The 18,492-nt window shown below is 70.3% G+C and carries 17 protein-coding genes; 6 read left to right on the top strand and 11 right to left on the bottom strand.

Going from position 1 to position 18,492, the window contains the following annotated elements:
• The first annotated feature begins 28 nt into the window (after positions 1-28).
• From EZH22_RS04400 to EZH22_RS04390, 3 genes are all read left to right on the top strand, one after another.
• The gene (locus tag EZH22_RS04400; protein ID WP_203194552.1) at positions 29-1,201 is read left to right on the top strand and encodes an ABC transporter substrate-binding protein; all 1,173 of its coding nucleotides are present in this window, start codon (positions 29-31) and stop codon (positions 1,199-1,201) included.
• A gap of 83 nt (positions 1,202-1,284) precedes the next feature.
• Complete coding sequence (locus tag EZH22_RS04395) at positions 1,285-1,971, top strand: DUF2848 domain-containing protein (protein ID WP_203194551.1); 687 nt, start codon at positions 1,285-1,287, stop codon at positions 1,969-1,971.
• A gap of 97 nt (positions 1,972-2,068) precedes the next feature.
• Positions 2,069-2,758 (top strand): GntR family transcriptional regulator, encoded by a 690-nt coding sequence (locus EZH22_RS04390; protein ID WP_203194550.1) that lies wholly within the window; start codon positions 2,069-2,071, stop codon positions 2,756-2,758.
• Positions 2,759-2,953: 195 nt separating this feature from the next.
• Here the strand turns inward: EZH22_RS04390 and ubiB are convergent, their stop codons facing one another.
• The 6 genes from ubiB to EZH22_RS04360 form a co-directional block, all read right to left on the bottom strand.
• Positions 2,954-4,525: a 2-polyprenylphenol 6-hydroxylase gene (gene ubiB / locus EZH22_RS04385; RefSeq protein WP_203194549.1), complete on the bottom strand. Its 1,572-nt coding sequence runs from the start codon at positions 4,523-4,525 to the stop codon at positions 2,954-2,956.
• 31 nt (positions 4,526-4,556) lie between these two features.
• Positions 4,557-5,345: a bifunctional demethylmenaquinone methyltransferase/2-methoxy-6-polyprenyl-1,4-benzoquinol methylase UbiE gene (ubiE, locus tag EZH22_RS04380; RefSeq protein ID WP_203194548.1), complete on the bottom strand. Its 789-nt coding sequence runs from the start codon at positions 5,343-5,345 to the stop codon at positions 4,557-4,559.
• Between the two features lie 201 nt (positions 5,346-5,546).
• Complete coding sequence (locus tag EZH22_RS04375) at positions 5,547-5,780, bottom strand: hypothetical protein (protein ID WP_203194547.1); 234 nt, start codon at positions 5,778-5,780, stop codon at positions 5,547-5,549.
• A gap of 223 nt (positions 5,781-6,003) precedes the next feature.
• The gene (locus EZH22_RS04370) at positions 6,004-9,507 is read right to left on the bottom strand and encodes a PAS domain-containing hybrid sensor histidine kinase/response regulator (protein WP_203194546.1); all 3,504 of its coding nucleotides are present in this window, start codon (positions 9,505-9,507) and stop codon (positions 6,004-6,006) included.
• Between the two features lie 171 nt (positions 9,508-9,678).
• On the bottom strand, positions 9,679-10,371 hold the full coding sequence (locus tag EZH22_RS04365; protein WP_203194545.1) for an alpha/beta hydrolase: 693 nt from the start codon (positions 10,369-10,371) through the stop codon (positions 9,679-9,681).
• Positions 10,372-10,447: 76 nt separating this feature from the next.
• Positions 10,448-10,924, bottom strand: a complete 477-nt coding sequence (locus EZH22_RS04360; protein ID WP_203194544.1) for a MarR family winged helix-turn-helix transcriptional regulator — start codon at positions 10,922-10,924, stop codon at positions 10,448-10,450.
• A gap of 153 nt (positions 10,925-11,077) precedes the next feature.
• Between EZH22_RS04360 and EZH22_RS04355 the strand changes: the two genes are divergently transcribed.
• On the top strand, positions 11,078-11,506 hold the full coding sequence (locus tag EZH22_RS04355; RefSeq protein WP_203194543.1) for an organic hydroperoxide resistance protein: 429 nt from the start codon (positions 11,078-11,080) through the stop codon (positions 11,504-11,506).
• A gap of 190 nt (positions 11,507-11,696) precedes the next feature.
• On the opposite strand, the gene rpoN is transcribed toward EZH22_RS04355, so the two are convergent.
• The 5 genes from rpoN to EZH22_RS04330 form a co-directional block, all read right to left on the bottom strand.
• The gene (gene rpoN, locus EZH22_RS04350) at positions 11,697-13,256 is read right to left on the bottom strand and encodes an RNA polymerase factor sigma-54 (RefSeq protein ID WP_203194542.1); all 1,560 of its coding nucleotides are present in this window, start codon (positions 13,254-13,256) and stop codon (positions 11,697-11,699) included.
• Between the two features lie 37 nt (positions 13,257-13,293).
• On the bottom strand, positions 13,294-14,223 hold the full coding sequence (lptB, locus tag EZH22_RS04345; RefSeq protein WP_203194541.1) for an LPS export ABC transporter ATP-binding protein: 930 nt from the start codon (positions 14,221-14,223) through the stop codon (positions 13,294-13,296).
• A 286-nt stretch (positions 14,224-14,509) separates the two neighbouring features.
• On the bottom strand, positions 14,510-15,097 hold the full coding sequence (locus tag EZH22_RS04340; protein ID WP_231711291.1) for an LptA/OstA family protein: 588 nt from the start codon (positions 15,095-15,097) through the stop codon (positions 14,510-14,512).
• A gap of 11 nt (positions 15,098-15,108) precedes the next feature.
• Entirely contained in the window at positions 15,109-16,080 is a 972-nt protein-coding gene (locus EZH22_RS04335) for a hypothetical protein (RefSeq protein WP_203194540.1), read from the bottom strand.
• 168 nt (positions 16,081-16,248) lie between these two features.
• On the bottom strand, positions 16,249-16,869 hold the full coding sequence (locus EZH22_RS04330) for a ribonuclease D (protein ID WP_203194539.1): 621 nt from the start codon (positions 16,867-16,869) through the stop codon (positions 16,249-16,251).
• 120 nt (positions 16,870-16,989) lie between these two features.
• Between EZH22_RS04330 and EZH22_RS04325 the strand changes: the two genes are divergently transcribed.
• A complete protein-coding gene (locus tag EZH22_RS04325; RefSeq protein WP_203194538.1) occupies positions 16,990-17,655 on the top strand; it encodes a CVNH domain-containing protein in 666 nt (221 codons plus the stop codon).
• A gap of 127 nt (positions 17,656-17,782) precedes the next feature.
• Positions 17,783-18,484, top strand: a complete 702-nt coding sequence (locus EZH22_RS04320; RefSeq protein ID WP_203194537.1) for a CVNH domain-containing protein — start codon at positions 17,783-17,785, stop codon at positions 18,482-18,484.
• Positions 18,485-18,492 lie beyond the last annotated feature (8 nt).

Genomic DNA, 18,492 nt, shown 5'->3' with positions numbered 1-18,492 from the left:
CGACAAGAACCACAGAGGAGTACGGGACATGAAGAAGAGCGTGCTGTTTGGTGCCGGCCTTCTGGCGGCGCTCGTCTCCGCCGGCGCGGCGCGGGCCGAGGAGGACCTCGTCCTCGGCTACATGATGGCCAAGAGCGGCCCCTATGTGAGCCTCGCCAACACCAACGAGGTGGCGGTGGATCTGGCGGTGGAGGAGATCAACAAGAAGGGCGGGATCAACGGCCGCAAGATCAAGGTGGTGAAGTTCGACACCGCCGGCGATCCCAAGCAGGCCACCACGGCGCTGCGCACCTTCGCGCAGGACGCCGGGGCGCTCGCCATCATCGGGCCGTTCTCCTCCTCCGAGGTGCGCACCACCTTCCCGGTGGGCGAGCGCGAGGGCATCGCGCAGATGTCCATGGCCTCCTCGGCGCCGGGCCTCACCAAGGGCTTCACCTACGGCTTCCGCAACACCACCGACGAAGGCAAGGTCATCGACCAGGTGCTGGCGGCGGTGAAGGACAAGAAGCTGCCCATGGCCTCGGGCGCGGCGGCCTATGCCACCGACGACGTGGTGTCCAAGTCCATCGGCACGGTGGTGGTGCCGAAGATGTTCGAGAAGTACGCCATTCCCTCCAAGGGCGCGGTGGACTTCCAGCTCGCCGCCTTCGACCTGTCGCCCCAGGTGGCGCAGCTCAAGCAGATGGCGCCCGACATCGTCGGCCTCGGCTCGCCGCCCGAGGGCGCGGTCAACATCGCCAAGGAGCTGAAGCGCCAGGGCGTTTCCACCCGCCTCATCGGCGGCACCACCATCGCCGACCCCGAGCTGCCCCGGCGCATGGACGGCGCCGGCGAGACCCTGACCATCGGCACCACCTTCTTTCCGGAGGTGAACGACCGCACCAAGGGCTTCGCCGCCGAATTCGCCAAGCGCACCAAGGCCGCCGGCCTTGCCCGCACCGAGCCGAACCAGATGGACGCCTCGGTCTACGACATCGTCTACCTCTACGCCGCCGCCATGGAGAAGGCCGGCGTCACCGGCGACAAGGCGAAGCTCGCCGCCGAGCGCGCCGCCATCCGCGACCAGGTGGCCAAGCTCAAGGACTATCCGGCGCTGGAAGGCTCCATCTCCTTCGCCGACGGCGATGCGGTGAAGCCGGTCTACGTGCTTGAGGTGAAGGGCGGCAAGTGGACGCTGCTCGATACGCGGATGCCGAACTGAACCCGGCGTCCGCGTCCGGCCGGCGCTCCCTTCCCCCCTTTCGGGAGTGCCGGTCTTTTCCCACCGAAGTTGCAGAGGACCACATGCCGGGCACCGCGCTCCATTTCACCATCCACGCCGACGGCCGCGCCTATGAGGAGACGCTGCTCGTCCGCCACGCCGTGATCGCCGGCTGGACCGGCCGGGACAAGGCGGCGCTGGAGAAGCACATCGTCGAGCTGGAGGAACTGGGTGTCGCCCGCCCCGCCTCGACCCCCATCTACTACCGGGTGGCGGCGGCGCGGCTGACCACGGCCGATGCCATCGAATGCACCGGGCCGGACAGCTCCGGCGAGGTGGAGTTCATGGTGGTGCAGAGCGGCGGGCGGCGCTGGCTCGGCATCGGCTCGGACCACACCGACCGCAAGGTGGAGACCTACGGCATCACCGTCTCCAAGCAGATGTGCGACAAACCGGTGGCGCCGGAGCTGTGGGCCCTCGATGAGGTGTTGCCCCACTGGGACAGCCTCGTGCTGCGCGCCCACGCGGTGATCGGCGGCGAGACGGTGCTCTACCAGGAAGGCTCCGTGGCGGCCATGCTGCCGCCGGGCGAGATCCTGGACGGCTATGCGGCCGGCTTCGGCGACGGCACGGCCATGTTCTGCGGCACGCTCGCCGCCCGTGGCGGCATCCGGCCGGCGGAGCGCTTCGCGTTCGAGATCGAGGATCCGGTGCTGGGGCGCGTCATCCGCCACGCCTACGACGTGACGGTCCTGCCGATCGCCGGCTGAGCCCGGCGCGCATGCGCCGGCCGGCCGGACCGGGAGCCGATCGGTCTCGGCCTCGGGGACGAGTTCGGCGCTGAAACCACCGGCGGGAGGACGCCCAATGCAGCTGGATGCGCACGCCACGCAGGAGCAGGCCACCGCCGAAGGGGGCGCCGGCCCGGTGCGCTCCCTGCGCGAGGAGGCCTACGCGCTCATCAAGCAGCGCATCATCATGTGCGCCTTCCGCCCGGGCGAGGCCCTGAGCGAGGCCCAGGTCTCCGCCTCCCTCGGTCTCGGCCGCACGCCGGTGCGCCAGGCCTTCGACCGGCTCATGCGCGACGGGCTGGTGGAGGTGCTGCCGCGCAAGGGCATCATGGTGCGTCCCATCAGCCAGGACGAGGTGCGCGACATGGTGGAGGTGCGCCTGCTCAACGAGGGCCAGTGCGCGCGCCTCGCCGCCGAGCGCGCCGAGCCGGCGACGCTGGAGGCCCTGGCCGAGAACGTGCGCCGCGGCGGGCGGGCGGCGGCCGACGGGGACGTCGAGGCGCTCATGGCCCTCGACCGGGAGTTCCACACCACCATCTCGGCGGGCGCGCGCAACCTCGTGCTCGCCGAGATCCTCAAGAACCTGCACGAGCGGGCGCAGCGCGTGTGGTTCGTCTCCCTGCGCGACGCCGGTCATCACCGCCGGGTGGTGGACGAGCACGCCGCCATCGTCGCGGCGCTCACCGACCGCGACCCCGATGCCGCCGAGCAGGCGACGCGGGCGCACATCCTGTCGTTCGCTGAGAACCTGACGCGGCAATTGTGAGGGCGGCCGTATCCCGGCCGACGGCAACGCAGCGCAAGCGAAGTGGAAGGAGCGCCGGGATCCCGCGCGCAATCAGGCTGCGCAGCAGGCAACGCCAGGACGGCGGCGTCATGAAGCGCCTGCGGCGGACATGTGCGCTGGACCCCGGCTCACCTTCCGCTCACGCTTCAGTCGGCCGGGGAACCAACTCGCCCCCTATCCCAGCCACATCCCCACCAGCGCGGTGGCGATGACCCACAGGGCCATGTTGCCCCAGAAGGCGCGGCGCGCCTCGGCCCGGCCGATGCCGTCGAGAGAGTCCGGCGACAGGCGCAGCCCGTCCCGCGTCGCCTCGTCGAGCTGCTCCATCACGCGGGCGGTGCGGGTGAGGAGGCCGGGCAGGGTGGCGGCGAAGTGCCCCATCTCGCCGAGGCCCGAGCCGGCGCGCTTCAACTGCCCCACGGGGCCGAGATTGCCGGCGATCCAGTCCTCCACCACCGGGGCGGCGGTGCGCCACATGTCGAGCTGAGGGTCGAGGGAGCGGGCGACGCCCTCCACCACCACCATGGTCTTCTGCAGCAGCAGCAGCTCGGGCCGCGTCTGCATGTCGAACAGGGCGGTCACCTCCAGCAGCAGGGCCAGGAGGCGCGCCATGGAGATCTGGTCGGCGGTGCGCGAGTGGATCGGCTCGCCGATGGCGCGGATGGCGAGGGCGAAATCGTCCACCGAATGGTGGAACGGCACGTAGCCGGCCTCGAAATGCACCTCCGCCGTGCGCCGCCAGTTGCGGGTGATGAAGCCGTAGAGGATCTCGGCGAGGAAGCGCCGCTCCTTCAGCCCCAGGCGGCCCATGATGCCGCAATCCACCACCACGAGCCGGCCCTGGGCGTCCACGAACAGGTTTCCCGGATGCATGTCGGCGTGGAAGAAGCCGTCGCGCATGGCCTGCCGCAGGAACGACTGCATGACGATGCGGGCGATCTCCTTCGGGTCGTGCCCGGCGGCGATGATGGCGTCCTTGTCGGAGAGCTTGATGCCGTCGATCCACTCGGTGGTCAGCACCTCGCGGCTGGAGCGGTCCCAGTCCACGTGCGGCACGTGGAGCTCCGGGTCGTCCCGTGTGTTCTCGGCGAGCTCCGCATAGGCGGCGGCTTCCAGGCGCAGGTCCATCTCCATGGAGACGGAGCGGGAGAGCGTGTCCACCACGCTCTCCAGCCGCAGCCGCCGGGCCTCGGCGAAGTTCTGCTCGGCGAAGCGGGCGATGCGGCGGAAGGTGCCCATGTCCGAGGCGAAGCGCCGGCCGACGCCGGGGCGCAGGATCTTCACCGCCACCATGCGGCGGCTGCCGTCGGGATCGACGGTCTCGGCCTGGTGCACCTCGGCGATGGAGGCGGCGGCCACCGCCGGCCCGAAGACGGGGAAGACATCGCGGACGGGCCGCTCGAAGGCGTCGGTGATGGTGGCCTCCGCCACGTCCTGGCCGAAGGGCGGCATGCGGTCCTGCAGCACCTCCAGGTCGCGGGCGACCGAGGCGCCCACCACGTCCGGGCGGGTGGCGAGGAACTGGCCGAGCTTCACGTAGGACGGGCCGAGGCGCGACAAGGCGGCGGAAAAGCGCGCGCGGCGGCTGCCGGCATCCTTGCGGGCGATGAGCCGGGCGATGCGCAGGAGCGGGCGCGCCAAGGGCGGCGCGGCGGCGGGGGAGACGAGGGAGAGCACGCCTTCGCGCGCCAGCACGTATCCGGCGCGGGCGAGCCGCGCGGCGTCGGCGACGAGGAGGAAGATCATGGGCGGCGCCTGCCCTGCGCGCGCGCCGCCATCAGATGCGGAAGCCCCAGTGCAGGGCCACCACGCCGCCGGTCATGCGGGTGAAGTCCACGCGGGAGAAGCCCGCCTCGCGCATCATCTGGGCGAACGCCTCGGCATGGGGAAAGCGGCGGATGGATTCCACCAGATACTGGTAGGGCTCCGCGTCTCCGGCCACGCGCTTGCCGATCTCGGGGATCACGCGGAAGGAGAAGGTGTCGTAGATCTTGTCCAGCAGCGGCACGTCCACCTTGGAGAATTCCAGCACGAAGGCGCGCCCGCCGGGCTTCAGCACGCGGCGCATCTCCTTCAGCGCCACCGGGATGCGCGGCACGTTGCGGATGCCGAAGGCGATGGTGACGGCATCGAAGCTCATGTCGGGGAAGGGCAGGGCCTCGGCATTGGCCTCGGAGAAGGTGACCTGCTCCGAAAGGCCGCGCTTCTCGGCGCGCTCGCGGCCCACCGCCAGCATGTCGGCATTGATGTCGGCGACGATGGCGCGGGTGCCGGCGCCGCCCGCCTTCACCACCCGGAACGCCACGTCGCCGGTGCCGCCGGCCAGATCCAGCAGGTGGAAGGGGCGGGTTCCCGGCGGCGGGCGCAGCTTGGAGACCAGCGCGTCCTTCCACGCCCGGTGGAGGCCGCCGGACATGAGGTCGTTCATGATGTCGTAGCGGCGCGCCACCTTGTGGAAGACGTCGTCCACCAGCGCCTGCTTCTCGGCGAGGGGCACCGTGCGGTAGCCGAAATGGGTTTCGGTCCGGGGCTCGCCCGAGGGGGGCGTGGAAATCGGGTCCGTCATGATGGATCAGGGCCGCACGTTGTTGCTCTTGGGCGGCGACCTTATCGGATGATCCCGGCGCGCGCCATAAAGCCGGCGTCGCACGCCCGGAGGGGGAGCTGTTCCCCCCTGAAGGGCCGCCGCGCCGTTGGCCCACATGCCCTTGGCCCACATGCCCTTGGCCCACAACGTGCCCTCGGCCCACGTGCCCTTGACGCGGCCTCAGCTCTTCTTGCGCGGCGCCCCGGCCATGCCGGACACGTCGAATTCCAGTCCCTCGGCGGTGTAGCGCGGCTCCGGGCCGGCCGCCGCGCTGCCGCATTTGCCTCCCGACGCCTTGCCCGCCGCCGCGTCCCTGGGGCCGCGTGAAAAGCCGAGGGACAGGCCGAGGCGTCGCTTGCGGGCGGCGATTTCTTTCCGCAGCGGGAAGACCGGAACGTTGATCGTGATCGTCATAGCCACGCTCCAAAAGTACATCGCGCGTCAAAGTGAGCACGGATTTGTTACAGTTCTTTACAGTTCAGTAACTTTTCCATGCCGAGAGGGCGTGCTTCTATGGCACGTCCCCATAACGCTGGCTGAACCGGGCGTTTATTGGGCGTTCATGGGGATGAACGAGGCCTTAATTCGGCAGCCCGCAAGGTGTGGCAAAAAGGGCGCGAAAATCCTTGCGCCGGCTCTATTCCGCCGCTGTCCGGGCGAGCCGCCAATGGGCGAGGATGGCCCTGAGAGCCGCCGGTTTCAGCGGCTTGTTGAGGATCTCCATGTCCGCCGCGCGGGCCGCGTCGCGCACCTTCTTGCTGCGGTCGGCGGTGATGAGCACGGCGGGAAGTTTCCCCAGTTTCCACCTCAGCGACATGACCGCGTCGATGCCGTGCCCGCCGTCGAGGTGATAGTCCACGAGGGCCACGTCCGGCTTCTTGCGCCGCCGGCGGACCTCCTCGATGGCGCCGGCGGCGCTGGGGGCGGTGATGACCTCGCACCCCCAGCCGGTGAGCAGCATCCGCATGCCCTCGAGGATGGCCGGCTCGTTGTCGATGGCGAGGATGGTGAGGCCGTCGAGCGGCGCGCCGCGGCGGGCGGGGCTGGGCAGCGCCTGGGGCTCCTCCGGCATGGAGACGGCGACCGGCAGGTCGACGATGAAGGCGGAGCCCTTGCCGGGCGTCGAGCGCAGGGTCACCTTGTGCTCCAGCACCCGGGCGATGCGCTCGACGATGGAGAGGCCGAGCCCGAGCCCCCGCGCCACCTTCGCCCCCTGGTCGAGGCGCTGGAATTCCTGGAACACCAGCTTGTGCTTGGAGCGCGGGATGCCGACCCCGGTGTCGTAGACCTCCACGCGCACTTTGCCGTCGTGCCGCCGGCAGCCCACCAGGATGCGCCCGCGCGGGGTGTACTTCACCGCGTTGGAGATGAGGTTCTGCAAGAGCCGCCGCAGCAGCCGGCGGTCGGAGCGCACGGCCAGCGCGCAGGGCACGAAGGTCAGCCGGAGGTTCTTCTCCCGCGCCAGCGGCGCGAATTCCATCTCCAGGGGCTTCAGGATGTCGGCGAGGCGGAAGGGCGCGATCTCCGGGCGCATCACGCCGCTGTCGAGGCGCGAGATGTCGAGCAGCGCGGCGAGGATCTCCTCCACCGATTCCAGGGAGGCGTCCACGTTGCCGGCGAGGCGCTCCTCCTCCGGGCCCTTGGCCCGCTCCACCATGGAGGTCACGTAGAGGCGGGCGGCGTTCAGCGGCTGCAGGATGTCGTGGCTGGCGGCAGCGAGGAAGCGCGTCTTGGAGAGATTGGCCTCCTCCGCCTCCTCCCGCGCCTTCTCCAGGGCCTGGTTGAGACGCTCCAGCTCCTCGGTGCGCTCGCGCACGCGGCGCTCCAGGGTCTCGTTGGCGCGCTCCAAAGCGAGCGCCGATTCCACGCTCGCGGTGATGTCGGTGAAGGTCACGGCGATGCCGCCGTCGGGCATGGGGTCCGAGCGCGCCTCGATCACCGCGCCGCGCTGGTGCAGGCGCTCGGAGAAATCGGGGCTGGGGCCGGCATAGCGGTTGAGGCGCGCGCCGATCTCGCCGGCGTCGTCGGCCGGGGCGGCGGCGAGGATGTCGGTGAGAGGCACGCCCACGGCGTAGCATTCGGCCGGCAGGTCGAGCATCTGGCCGAACTGCCGGTTCCAGCAGACGAGCCGCAGGTCGCGGTCGAACACGGCGATGCCCTGGTGCACGTGGTCGATGGCGTTTTGCAGCAGCTCGCGATTGTACTGGATGGCGGCGGAGGCGTCGTCGAGCAGCTTCAGCGCCGCCTTGGTGGACACGGTGCGCTTGCGCAGCAGCAGCGACAGCACGAGGCGCGAGGAGGCCGCCCCCACCGCCGAGGCGAGCAGGTGCTCGGCGTAGCGCACCATGCCGGCGTCGGCCTCGCGATGCGGGTCGAGGGTGACGCCCTGCTGGCGCGCATGGTTCTCGAACGAGGCGCGGGCCCGGTCCGGCCCCAAATAGCGCTCCACCGTCGCCATCACTTCGCCGAGGGTCACCGACGAGCGCCAGCGCAGGAAGGCCGGACGCAGGGGCGCCCGCTCGCCGCCGCCGCCCGAGAACAGCCGCGCCTGCACCCGCTCGATCTGGCTCGGCTGGGTGAAGAGGGAGACGGCCACCAGAATCAGGGTGTTGAGCCCGAGGCTCCAGGCGACGCCGTGGGCGAGAGGCCCGGCGGCCAGCCCGAGCAGCGCCGTGGGCTTGAGCAGGCCGATGCCGAACGGCCCGGCCTGCACCACCGTGGACGCCACCAGCCCCGCCTCGGCGAGGCTCGGCAGCAGCAGCGTATAGGTCCACAGCAGGCCGCCGACGACGATGCCGGCAATGGCGCCCTTCGCCGTCGCCCGCTGCCACAGCAGGCCGGCGGCGAAGGCCGGGCCGACCTGGGCGATGGCGGCGAAGGAGAGCAGGCCGATCTGCGCCAGCTGCACCTCGCCGGTGGTGCGGTAATAGAGATAGGCCAGCAGGACGATGACGAAGATGGCGATCCGCCGCACCAGCAGCAGCAGGCCGGTCATGTCGTCGCGTGGCCCACCCTCGTCGGAGCGCTGCGCCCGCCGGCGCAGCAGCAGGGGCACGACGAGGTCGTTGGAGACCATGATGGCGATGGCCACGCACTCCACGATGACCATGGCGGTGGCGGCGGACAGGCCGCCCACGAAGGCGAACAAGGCGAGCGCCTCCGCCCCCGCCGCCAGCGGCACCGCCAGCACGTAGACGTCGCTGTCCACCATGCCGAGGGGGAACAGGATCTTGCCGGCCAGCGTCAGCGGCACCACGAACAAATTGATGAGCACGAGATAGAGGGGGAAGAGCCAGCGCGCGCGGCGGATCTCCTCCTCGCCCTTGTTCTCCACCACCGCCACGTGGAACTGGCGCGGCAGCAGCATGAAGGCGCCGCCGGAGAGGATGGTCATGGTCAGCCAGCTCTCGAGCGACAGGCCGCTCTCGAACGGCGCGGCGACATCCGCCTCGCGTGCCGCGTTCCACAGCTGCCACGGCCCGTCGAACAGGATGAAGGTGACGAGGATGCCCACCGCCAGGAAGGCGGCGAGCTTGACCAGGGATTCGCTGGCGATGGCGAGCATCAGCCCGTCCTGGTGCTCGGTGGCGTCGGTGTGGCGGGTGCCGAACAGAATGGCGAAGGCGGCCATGGCGCAGGCGACGAACAGCGCCAGGTCGCCCACCAGCGTGTTGCGCCCGCCGGCCCCGGCGAAATGGCCGATCATGGCCACGAGGGAGGCGGACACCGCCTTCAACTGCAGCGCGATATAGGGAACGGCGGCGACGATGGCGACGATGGCGACCAGGGCCGCGATGCCCTGGTGCTTGCCGTAGCGCGCGGCGATGAAGTCGGCGATGGAGGTGATGTTGTTGGCCTTGGCGAGCCGCACCACCCGGAGGAAGAAAGGCGCGCCCACCGTCATCAGGATGATGGGGCCGAGATAGATGGTGAGGAAGTCGAAGCCCTGGGTGGCGGCGAGGCCCACCGAGCCGAAGAAGGTCCAGGAGGTGCAGTAGACCGCCAGCGACAGCGAATAGATCATCGGCCGCGGTGCGCGCCGGGCGGCGCCCGGGCGCAGCCGGTCGCCGTAGCTCGCGATGGCGAACAGGAAGCCGATATAGGCCAGCGCTACGAAGATGACGACCGAGGCCTGAAGCATGTCTCCCGTCCGGCGGCGCGCCCTGATCCGGTGCCGTCGGCCCGGTGCCCCATCGCGCGTTCTTCTTCTGTTTGCCGGGACCTCATCATTTCACCGCCGGCTTGTCCAGCGGATGCGTCAAGTCCCGGGTCGCGCCGGCGGCGGCGCCGGCCCACCGACACGCGCCGGGGGTCAGGGGGCGAGGAAAAAGCCCACGGCGAGCGCCACCACCGGCGGCTGCCAGGCGTGCGGGCCGTGATACTCCATGTAGGTGACGTCGTAGCCCGCGTCCTTCAGCAGCGCCGCGTGCACCCTCCCGCTGCGGTCGATGGGGATCTGCTCGTCGTCGACGCCGTGGGAGATGAAGACGCGCGGCGCCCCCTCCTGCCGCTGCACCGACATGAAGCCGGCGGACGAGGCGATCACATGGGTCACGAAGTGGCCGTTGGTGAGGCCGAGGGAGAGGGCATAGCTGCCGCCGTCCGAATGGCCGGCGAAGGCGATGTGGGCCGGGTCGACGGCAAATCGCGCCGCCACGAGGCCGAGCGCCGCTTCCAGCCGCTCCCGGTCCGGCCCGTTGCCGGCGATCACGATGTCCCAGGTGGGAAAGACCGATTGCGGCACCAGTAGCAGGAAGCGGTGCTCGGCGGCGTGGGCCGCCATCATGGGCAGGATCTTTTCGGCGCTGCCGCCGCCGCCGTGGAACAGCACCATCAGCGGCACCGGCGCGGCGGGGTCGAGGCCCTCGGGCACTACCAGCAGCGTGTCGCGCGCGCCCGGCAGGCCGAGAGCGTGGGTGCCGGCCGGCAAGGGGGGCAGGAGGGGCGGCCGGCCTGGCGGCGGGGGCTGGAAGGCGATGCGTCCGATGAGGCTGGAGTCGAGCATGGCGGGCCTGTTGTGCGTCTGTCTGGTCGACCGTATGCGGCAGACCAGATGGAGTGTCACCAGCCCCGGAGACCCGTCAAGCCTGTGCCGGCTGCGCGGCGCGCTCCAGCGCCGCGCGCAGCTGCGTCACCTCCTTCTGGAGCGCCATGACCCGGGGCAGATCCAGGCCGGTGGCGGCGAGGATGCAGCCGGGGATCCCGAGCGCGGCCTCCCGCAGGGCACCGCCCTGCGCGGTCAGGCGGACCCGCACCACCCGCTCGTCCGCAGCGTCACGGGCGCGGGTGACATGGCCGAGGGCTTCGAGCCGCTTGAGCAGGGGCGTCAGCGTGCTCGATTCCAGCCCCAGCTTCTCGCCGATCCCTCCCACCGTCTGGTCGTCGGCGTCCCAGAGGGCGACCATCACCAGATATTGCGGGTAGGTGAGCCCCAGCTTGTCGAGCAACGGCTTGTAGACACGGGTGAAAGCGTGGCTCGCCGCATAGAAGGCGAAGCACAGGAACTCGTCCACGCGGGGAAAGGCAGGGGGCGGCGGGTCTGCGGGGGAGGCGGGCATCGGGGGGCATCCTGAGGAAGATGGCTCAAAAATAATTAGTGCACGATCAAATCGCAAGCGCTTGACATGGGACTCCCATCTCTCTAGATAGATCGTACACGATTTAGTCGCGCAATATTAAAGGCGCGACATCTGCAGAGAAGGAAAGCCGCCATGTCCGTGAATGTCCTCTACAGCACCTCCGCCCGCGCCACCGGTGGCCGTGACGGCCACTCCGCCACCCTCGACGGGGCGGTGGACGTGAAGCTGACCACGCCCAAGGAGCTGGGCGGCGCCGGCGGCGATGGCGTGAACCCCGAGCAGCTGTTCGCCACCGGCTACGCGGCCTGCTTCCTCGGCGCCATGAAGTTCGTCGCCTCGCAGGGCGGCAGCGCCAAGGTGCCGGCGGACGCGAGCGTCACCTCCACCGTCGGCATCGGGCCGCGCTCGGAAGGCGGCTTCGGCCTGGAGATCGCCCTGGCGGTGTCGCTGCCGGGCGTGGACCGGGACGCCGGCGAGGCGCTGATCGCCAAGGCGCATCAGGTGTGCCCGTACTCCAACGCCACCCGCAACAATATCGACGTGAAGCTCAGCCTGGTCTGAAGCTCGGCCTGGTCCGAGGCGCGGCCCGCGGTTGCCGCGCCTGCGCTCCCTTAGCCACCGTCGCCCTCCGGCTTGACCGGAGGGCCATTTCTCCACGAGTGGGGAGATTGGGACAAAGGGCGCGATGGGTCTCCCGGTCGAGCCGGAGGACGGCGGTGACGGCAAGCGCGCCCGCTCCGCCCGGCCGGCCTCAGTTGGCGACGCTGCGCATGGCCATCTTCTCGCGCCGGCGCTGGACCGAGGAGGGGATGTTCATGCCCTCGCGATACTTCGCCACCGTGCGCCGGGCGATGTCGATGCCGTCGCCCTTCAGCTTCTGCACCAGCGTGTCGTCGGAGAGCACGTCCTCCGGGCTCTCCGCCTCGATCAGCAGCTTGATGCGGTGGCGCACGGATTCGGCCGAGTGGGCCTCGCCGCCGCCGGAGGCCGAGATAGCCGAGGAGAAGAAGAACTTCATCTCCACCACGCCGCGCGGGGTGGAGATGTATTTGTTGGAGGTCACCCGCGACACGGTGGATTCGTGCATGCCGATGGCGTCCGCCACCGTGCGCAAATTGAGCGGGCGCAGGTAGCGCACCCCGTGCAGCAGGAAGGCGTCCTGCTGGCGCACGATCTCGCTCGCCACCTTCAGGATGGTGCGCGCCCGCTGGTCGAGGGAGCGGGTGAGCCAGCTCGCGCTCTGCAGGCAGTCGGCGAGGAAGCTCTTCTCCTCCTGCGAGCGGGCGTGCTTGACCACGGTGGCGTGGTAGGTCTGGTTCACCAGCACCCGCGGCAGGGTTTCCGAATTCAGCTCCACCAGCCAGGTGCCGTCGGCGCCGGGGCGGACATAGACGTCCGGCACCAGCGGATGCACCACGCCGGAGCCAAAGGCGAGGCCGGGCTTGGGATCGAGCCGGCGGATCTCGCCGATCATGTCGGAGAGATCCTCGTTGTCCACGGCGCAGATGCGCTTCAGCGCGTTGCGGTCGTGCCGGGCGAGCAGCTCCAGGTTCGCCACCAGCGCCTGCATGGCTGGGTCGAAGCGGTCGCGCTCCCTGAGCTGGATGGCGAGGCATTCGGCGAGGTTGCGCGCGCCGACGCCGGAAGGCTCGAAGGTCTGGATGAGCTTCAGCACCCGCTCGACCTCGGCCGGGGGCACGCCGAACTGCTCGGCGAGCTGGTCGAGGTCCCCGGTGAAGTAGCCCGCCTCGTCGATGAGGCCGATGATGTTGACGCCGATGAGCCGGAGCGCCGGGTCGCTCGCCGCGACCGAAAGCTGGGCTTCCAGATGGTCGGCCAGCGTGGTCTCTGCGGTGAGGAAGGCTTCCGGATTGTAGTCCTCGCCCCGTTCGCCGCCGCCCCATTCGCCGCCGGAGGGGCCGGGCGCCGAGGCGCTGGTGTCGCCCCTGCCGCGGTCGGCCGGGGTGTCGTCCGGGAAGACGTTGCCGAGATCGGTGTCGAGGCGGGTTTCCATGGCCGCGCGGCTCGGCTCCATGTCCCCTTCCATCCAGTCGGCGGAGGCGGGGGGCTCCTCGCGGCTGGCGGCCTCGGCCTCGCCGCGCTCCGCCGCTTCCGAGGGGGTCTCGCCGGCGCTGTCCGGGCCTTCGTTCTCGGCCACCCGTTCCAGAAGCGGATTGCGCTCCAGCTCCGCCTCCACGTAGGCGACGAGCTCCATGTTGGAGAGCTGCAGCAGCTTGATGGCCTGCATCAGCTGCGGCGTCATCACCAAAGACTGGCTCTGCCGGAATTCCAGCTTCGGGCTCATCGCCATGGCGGCAGCCCCTGCTGACGGGCGCGGGAGGCGGCGCTCATAGCCGGAACTCCTCGCCGAGATAAAGCCGCCGCACGTCCGGGCTGGAGACGATGGCTTCCGGGTCGCCCTCCATCAGCACCGAGCCGGAATGGATGATGTAGGCCCGGTCGATGAGGCCGAGGGTCTCGCGCACGTTGTGGTCGGTGATGAGCACGCCGATGCCGCGGGAGGTCAGGTGCCGCACCAGCGCCTGGATGTCGCCCACCGCGATGGGGTCGATGCCGGCGAAGGGCTCGTCCAGCAGCATGAAGGCGGGCCGGCTGGCCAGCGCCCGCGCGATCTCCAGCCGCCGCCGCTCGCCGCCCGAGAGCGCGATGGAGGGCGACTTGCGCACGTGGGTGATCTTGAATTCCTCGAGGAGGGCTTCCGTCTCCTCCCGGCGGCGGGCGCGGTTGGGCTCGGTCACCTCCAGCACGCCCATGATGTTGTCTTCCACCGACAGGCCGCGAAAGATCGAGGCCTCCTGCGGCAGGTAGCCGACGCCGAGGCGGGCGCGGCGATACATGGGCATGGGGGTCACGTCGTGCCCGTCGAGCTCGATGCGGCCCTGGTCGGCCTTCACGAGGCCCGTCACCATGTAGAAGCAGGTGGTCTTGCCGGCGCCGTTGGGGCCCAGAAGACCCACCGCCTCCCCGCGCCGGACGTTGAGGCTCACGTCGCGCACCACCTTGCGTCCGCCATAGGACTTGGCGAGGCCGAAGGCGGCGAGGGCGCCGGTGCTGTCGAAGGTGTCGGCGTAGCCGTCGGGTGCCCAGGCCCGGGCGTCGTCGTAGGAGGCGTCGTCGTAGGAGGCGTCATCATAGGAGGCGGCGTCATGCGCGGCGCCGTCCCAGTCCCGCGGAGCTGCCGGCGCCGGAACATCCTTGCCGTTCCGGCGTTTGCCGCCGCCCGATTTCGACTTGCCGAACATGGACAGGACGTTCAACGCGACCTCCGGACCCCGGCCCCCAGAATGAAGGGTTTAGAACGTCCGTGCCTGGGATGCAATCCGTACATGCAAATTGCGGGCCGCCGAGGGCGCCACCCTTCTGCGCCCTCCCGCGCGGGTGCCGCCAGGGCAGGCGCGCGGCGGCCGCCGCGGGGTGGCGGCGGGGGCGCGGGCCGCTCCGTCCGCGACGCGGCCGCGGGTCAGCGGCGCGGCGCCTGGCCGCCCTGGCCCTGCTCCGGCTTGGCTTCTCCGGGCTTGGCGTCTCCCGGCTTGGCGTCCTGCTTCAGGCTGCCGGGGATGATGAGGCTCTCCACCCGCCCCCCTCGAACTTGGACACGCCGGTGACGAGATCCACCACCAGCTTCTGGCCGCGGATGACGTTGGGCCCCTGGGTGAGCACCACAGGCTTGCCGACGAGGGTGACTGTGTTGGATTTCATCTCGAACGTGCCGCTGTCGCCCGAGGCGGTCTGTTCCTTGGTCTTCACCACCACGCCGCCGGTGGCCTCGAGCTTGCGGATCTGGCCCTTCTGCACCGGCTGATCCCCGCCCTGCGGCGCGCCGCCGACGGAGCCGTCATAGTAGACGAGCAGGTCCTTGGACCGCATGGTGGTATCGCCCTGGATCACCACCACGTTGCCGGAGAAGACGGCGACCTTGTCCTTGTCCCGCACCTCGAGGGAATCGGCATTGATGCGCACCGGCTGGTCGCGGTTCTTGGCGAAGCCCTGGAGCGCGTTGGGCACGTTCGAGGTCTGCGCGACGGCGACGGCCGGAACGAGCAGGCAGGCCGCGACGGCGAGCCGGCACCAAAGTGCCGCTGCGTCATGGGGCCTTCGGGCGGGAGCCTGGCGAGGCGCGGAAAGCATCATCTTCTGGGATATCACGGTGCGATGGCCGGCCGTCGGGGCGGCAGAGGCGCGGAGGGCAAGGGGGGCGCGGGTGGGGGAGGCTGGACCGGATCCTGCGCCGCGACGGCGCCGTCCTCGCGGCGGGCCTGCGCGGCGGGGGACACTGCCGGCTTTGCCGGGGCGGAGCCGGCGGCCGGCGCGGCGGCGTCGTTCTGCCGGCCGGGCAGGTGGGAGGGCAGGAAATCCAGCTGCACGTGGCCCTCGAACATGGCCCGCTTGCCGCGATCGGTGACGGCGAGCCGGTCGGCCACCAGCTTGCCGTCGAGATAGGTGAACTCCACCGGGTGCTCGGTGGTGATGGTGCCGGCCTTCACGTCCACCGCCGCGTCCTGGAGGCGGCCGGCATAGCCGCCGGCCATGGCCAGGTCCACGCCGTCGCCCAGGGTGATGAACTGCTTCTTGGTGTCGAAGCTGCCGACCTTCGCGTTGACGCTGGTCCAGCCCTTGTCCGCCAGCTCCAGCCGCGCCACCACGTCCGTCAGGTCGATCACGTCGGGCCGTGTCAGGTCCTGCGTCGCCGTCTTGGCAGTGACATGGTAGCCGCGATTGTCGTCCGTGAAGCCGGAGAGCTTCGGCAGCTCCATGGTGAGGCGCGATCCGCTGAGGGTGAGGTGGCCGATATCGAACGGCAGCTCGATGGTCAGGCTGAGCCGCGAGAGAATGGAGACACCGGCGATGAGCACGATCGCCGCCACGATGGAAATGGGCAGCAGGCGCTTGATCCAGCGCACGCGCCGGCTGTGCCGCCGCGCGGTTTGGAAGTCGGGGGCGGCCCGCGGGGAGAAGGCGGCGGCGTCGCGCCGTTCCTCCTCGCGCAAAACCGCATCGCGCAAAACCGCCTCGCGTGAGTCATCGTCACGCGAGGTCTCCTGGCGAAGCCCCGGCGCGTTGAGCTCCGCCTCGTCCTGCGGCTCAAAATCGTGTGGCGGCACGTGTCGGTTCATGGCCCTGTTCCGGCGGCGGGCCAAACCCGCGTGCGCCTGTCCGCGGTCTCGGCGCTTGGCCGGCCGGCGCGTCGCCCCACGCGCCCGGCCAAATTGTCCGAAATGGCGATCCGGTGCAAGGGGCGGCCGGAAACCCGCCCGGTTGCAGGGTTCTCCGCTCGCCCGATGTCAGCTGTGGGCGAAGATGTCCTCTTCCGCCCAGCCGGACAGGTCGAGCGCGGCGCGGGCGGGCAGGAAGGCGAAGCAGGCCGCGGCGAGCCCGGTGCGGCCCTCCCGCGCCAGCATCTCCTCGAGCTTGGCCTTGAGGGCGTGCAGGTGGAGGACGTCGGAGGCGGCATAGGTGAGCTGGGCGTCGGAGAGGTCCGCGGCGCCCCAGTCCGAGCTTTGCTGCTGCTTGGAGATGTCCACGTTCAGCAGCTCGCGCAGGAGGTCCTTCAGCCCGTGCCGGTCGGTGTAGGTGCGCACGAGGCGCGAGGCGATCTTGGAGCACCAGACCGGCTGCGGCATCACATGGAAGGCGTGCTGCAGCACGGCGATGTCGAAGCGGCCGAAATGGAACAGCTTCGTCACGTTCGGGTCGGCGAGCAGCCGCACCAGGTTCGGCGCGCTCCTGGCGTCCGCCCCCTGGGGGATCTGCACGAGGTCGGCGCTGCCGTCGCCGTTGGACAGCTGGACCAGGCAGAGGCGGTCGCGGAAGGGGTTCAGCCCCATGGTCTCGGTGTCGATCGCCACCACGGGCGCGGCAACGAAATCCGCGGGCAGGTCGCCGCGGTGCAGGCGGATGGTCATGGGTGCGTCTTTGTGCTTTGGAACATCTCGGCTTTTAGCGAAGGCTCGCCCGCCTGTCGATGGCCGTGCAGCGACGGTTGCGGCGTGCTACAAGCCCGCCGTTTTCTATGGGGGGAAATCATGAAGCGAAATGTCGTCGTCGCAGGCCTTGCGGGCCTGCTTCTGGCGCTGGGGTGGCTTGCCGGCGCGGGTGCCGCCATGGCCCAGCCGGTGCCGCCCGGCAGCTACCTGCAGAGCTGCCGCGACGTGCAGGTGCGCCGCGGCGGCGACCTCTCCGCCTTCTGCGCCACGCGCAACGGCCAGTGGGTGGGCGCGCGCCTCAACGACTTCCCCAGCTGCCGGGGCGACATCTCCAACCAGAACGGCCAGCTGTGGTGCGAGCGCCGCGCCGCGCCGCCGCCGCCCGGCCCCGGCGGCTTCGGACCGCGCGGCTCCTATCAGCAGAGCTGCAACCGCATCGAGTTCCGCAACGGCGTGCTGAGCGGCTTCTGCCGCACGCGCGCCGGCAACTGGCAGGCCACCATGCTGAACACGCTGAACTGCCAGCCGGGATCGGACATCTCCAACCAGGACGGCAACCTGTTCTGCCCGCGCCGGCAGGCGATGCAGCCGCCGCCCGGTTCCTACCTGCGCTCGTGCCAGAACGTGACCCTGGGCGGCGCCGGCATGCTGCGGGCCCAGTGCCAACGGCAGAACGGCTCGTGGAACGCGACGGCGATCAACGTCAATGCCTGCCGTGGCGCCCGCGACATCTCCAACCAGAACGGCAACCTGTCCTGCTTCTGAAATCCTGGGCAACCGGCGGAATGGGGCGCTTCGGCGCCCCTTTTCTTTTTCGTCACCCCGGGGAGGTGGTGTCATTGTAATGATGCCGCGATCCGGTATCTTGGTGCCGGAACTGTGGCGCGGGGCGATGATGACGGGCATTTCCTTCCGGATTTTTGGGGCGTTTGCGCTGTTCTGCTGCCTCGCCGCCCCGCCGGCCCTCGCCCAGCAGGTGCCGCAGGGCAGCTACCTGAAGAGCTGCCGCGAGGTGCAGGTCCGGTTCGGGCGCGACCTCGCCGCCTTCTGCGCCACGCGCCAGGGCACCTGGGTGGTGACGCGCCTCGACAATTTCGCCGCCTGTGCCGGCGACATCTCCAATGAGGACGGCCAGCTCTCGTGTGAGGGGGCGATCGCGCCGGGCTCGATCTATGGATCCCCGGCGCCGGCTCCGCCGCCTGCATACGGTGAGCGGCCGCCCTTCGGCTCCTACATGAACTCCTGCCGGGACATCCGCCTGGAGGCGGGCTGGCTCAAGGCCACCTGCCGGGACCAATGGGGCAACTGGCGGCCGGCCTCGACGGCGCTCAGCTGGTGCGACAGGGGCGCCGACATCGCCAACGACAACGGCAGCCTCACCTGCCGCAGGTCCGGCGGCGGGGGCTTCGCCAGCGAACGCCCGCCCTATGGCTCCTACATGGCGAGCTGCAAGGATGTCCGCGTGGTGGCCGGCTGGCTGAAGGCGAGCTGCCGGGATCGCAACGGCCGCTGGGTCGACGCCACCACCGCCACCGGCTGGTGCTCGGCCGGGCGCGACATCGCCAACGACGATGGCCGGCTCACCTGCCGCTGACGCCTGAA

The sequence above is a fragment of the Xanthobacter dioxanivorans genome (assembly GCF_016807805.1).
Classification (GTDB): Bacteria; Pseudomonadota; Alphaproteobacteria; order Rhizobiales; family Xanthobacteraceae; genus Xanthobacter; species Xanthobacter dioxanivorans.
The sequence above is the reverse complement of the archived record's forward strand: the minus strand, read 5'-3'. Positions and strand labels throughout refer to the sequence as shown.

Bases quoted from the DNA above. Each gene is read 5' to 3' on its own strand.
- EZH22_RS04400 (WP_203194552.1), top strand. From the start codon at position 29: ATGAAGAAGAGCGTGCTGTTTGGTGCCGGCCTTCTGGCGGCGCTCGTC.
- EZH22_RS04395 (WP_203194551.1), top strand. From the start codon at position 1,285: ATGCCGGGCACCGCGCTCCATTTCACCATCCACGCCGACGGCCGCGCC.
- EZH22_RS04390 (WP_203194550.1), top strand. From the start codon at position 2,069: ATGCAGCTGGATGCGCACGCCACGCAGGAGCAGGCCACCGCCGAAGGG.
- ubiB (WP_203194549.1), bottom strand. From the start codon at position 4,525: ATGATCTTCCTCCTCGTCGCCGACGCCGCGCGGCTCGCCCGCGCCGGA.
- ubiE (WP_203194548.1), bottom strand. From the start codon at position 5,345: ATGACGGACCCGATTTCCACGCCCCCCTCGGGCGAGCCCCGGACCGAA.
- EZH22_RS04375 (WP_203194547.1), bottom strand. From the start codon at position 5,780: ATGACGATCACGATCAACGTTCCGGTCTTCCCGCTGCGGAAAGAAATC.
- EZH22_RS04370 (WP_203194546.1), bottom strand. From the start codon at position 9,507: ATGCTTCAGGCCTCGGTCGTCATCTTCGTAGCGCTGGCCTATATCGGC.
- EZH22_RS04365 (WP_203194545.1), bottom strand. From the start codon at position 10,371: ATGCTCGACTCCAGCCTCATCGGACGCATCGCCTTCCAGCCCCCGCCG.
- EZH22_RS04360 (WP_203194544.1), bottom strand. From the start codon at position 10,924: ATGCCCGCCTCCCCCGCAGACCCGCCGCCCCCTGCCTTTCCCCGCGTG.
- EZH22_RS04355 (WP_203194543.1), top strand. From the start codon at position 11,078: ATGTCCGTGAATGTCCTCTACAGCACCTCCGCCCGCGCCACCGGTGGC.
- rpoN (WP_203194542.1), bottom strand. From the start codon at position 13,256: ATGGCGATGAGCCCGAAGCTGGAATTCCGGCAGAGCCAGTCTTTGGTG.
- EZH22_RS04340 (WP_231711291.1), bottom strand. From the start codon at position 15,097: ATGATGCTTTCCGCGCCTCGCCAGGCTCCCGCCCGAAGGCCCCATGAC.
- EZH22_RS04335 (WP_203194540.1), bottom strand. From the start codon at position 16,080: ATGAACCGACACGTGCCGCCACACGATTTTGAGCCGCAGGACGAGGCG.
- EZH22_RS04330 (WP_203194539.1), bottom strand. From the start codon at position 16,869: ATGACCATCCGCCTGCACCGCGGCGACCTGCCCGCGGATTTCGTTGCC.
- EZH22_RS04325 (WP_203194538.1), top strand. From the start codon at position 16,990: ATGAAGCGAAATGTCGTCGTCGCAGGCCTTGCGGGCCTGCTTCTGGCG.
- EZH22_RS04320 (WP_203194537.1), top strand. From the start codon at position 17,783: ATGATGACGGGCATTTCCTTCCGGATTTTTGGGGCGTTTGCGCTGTTC.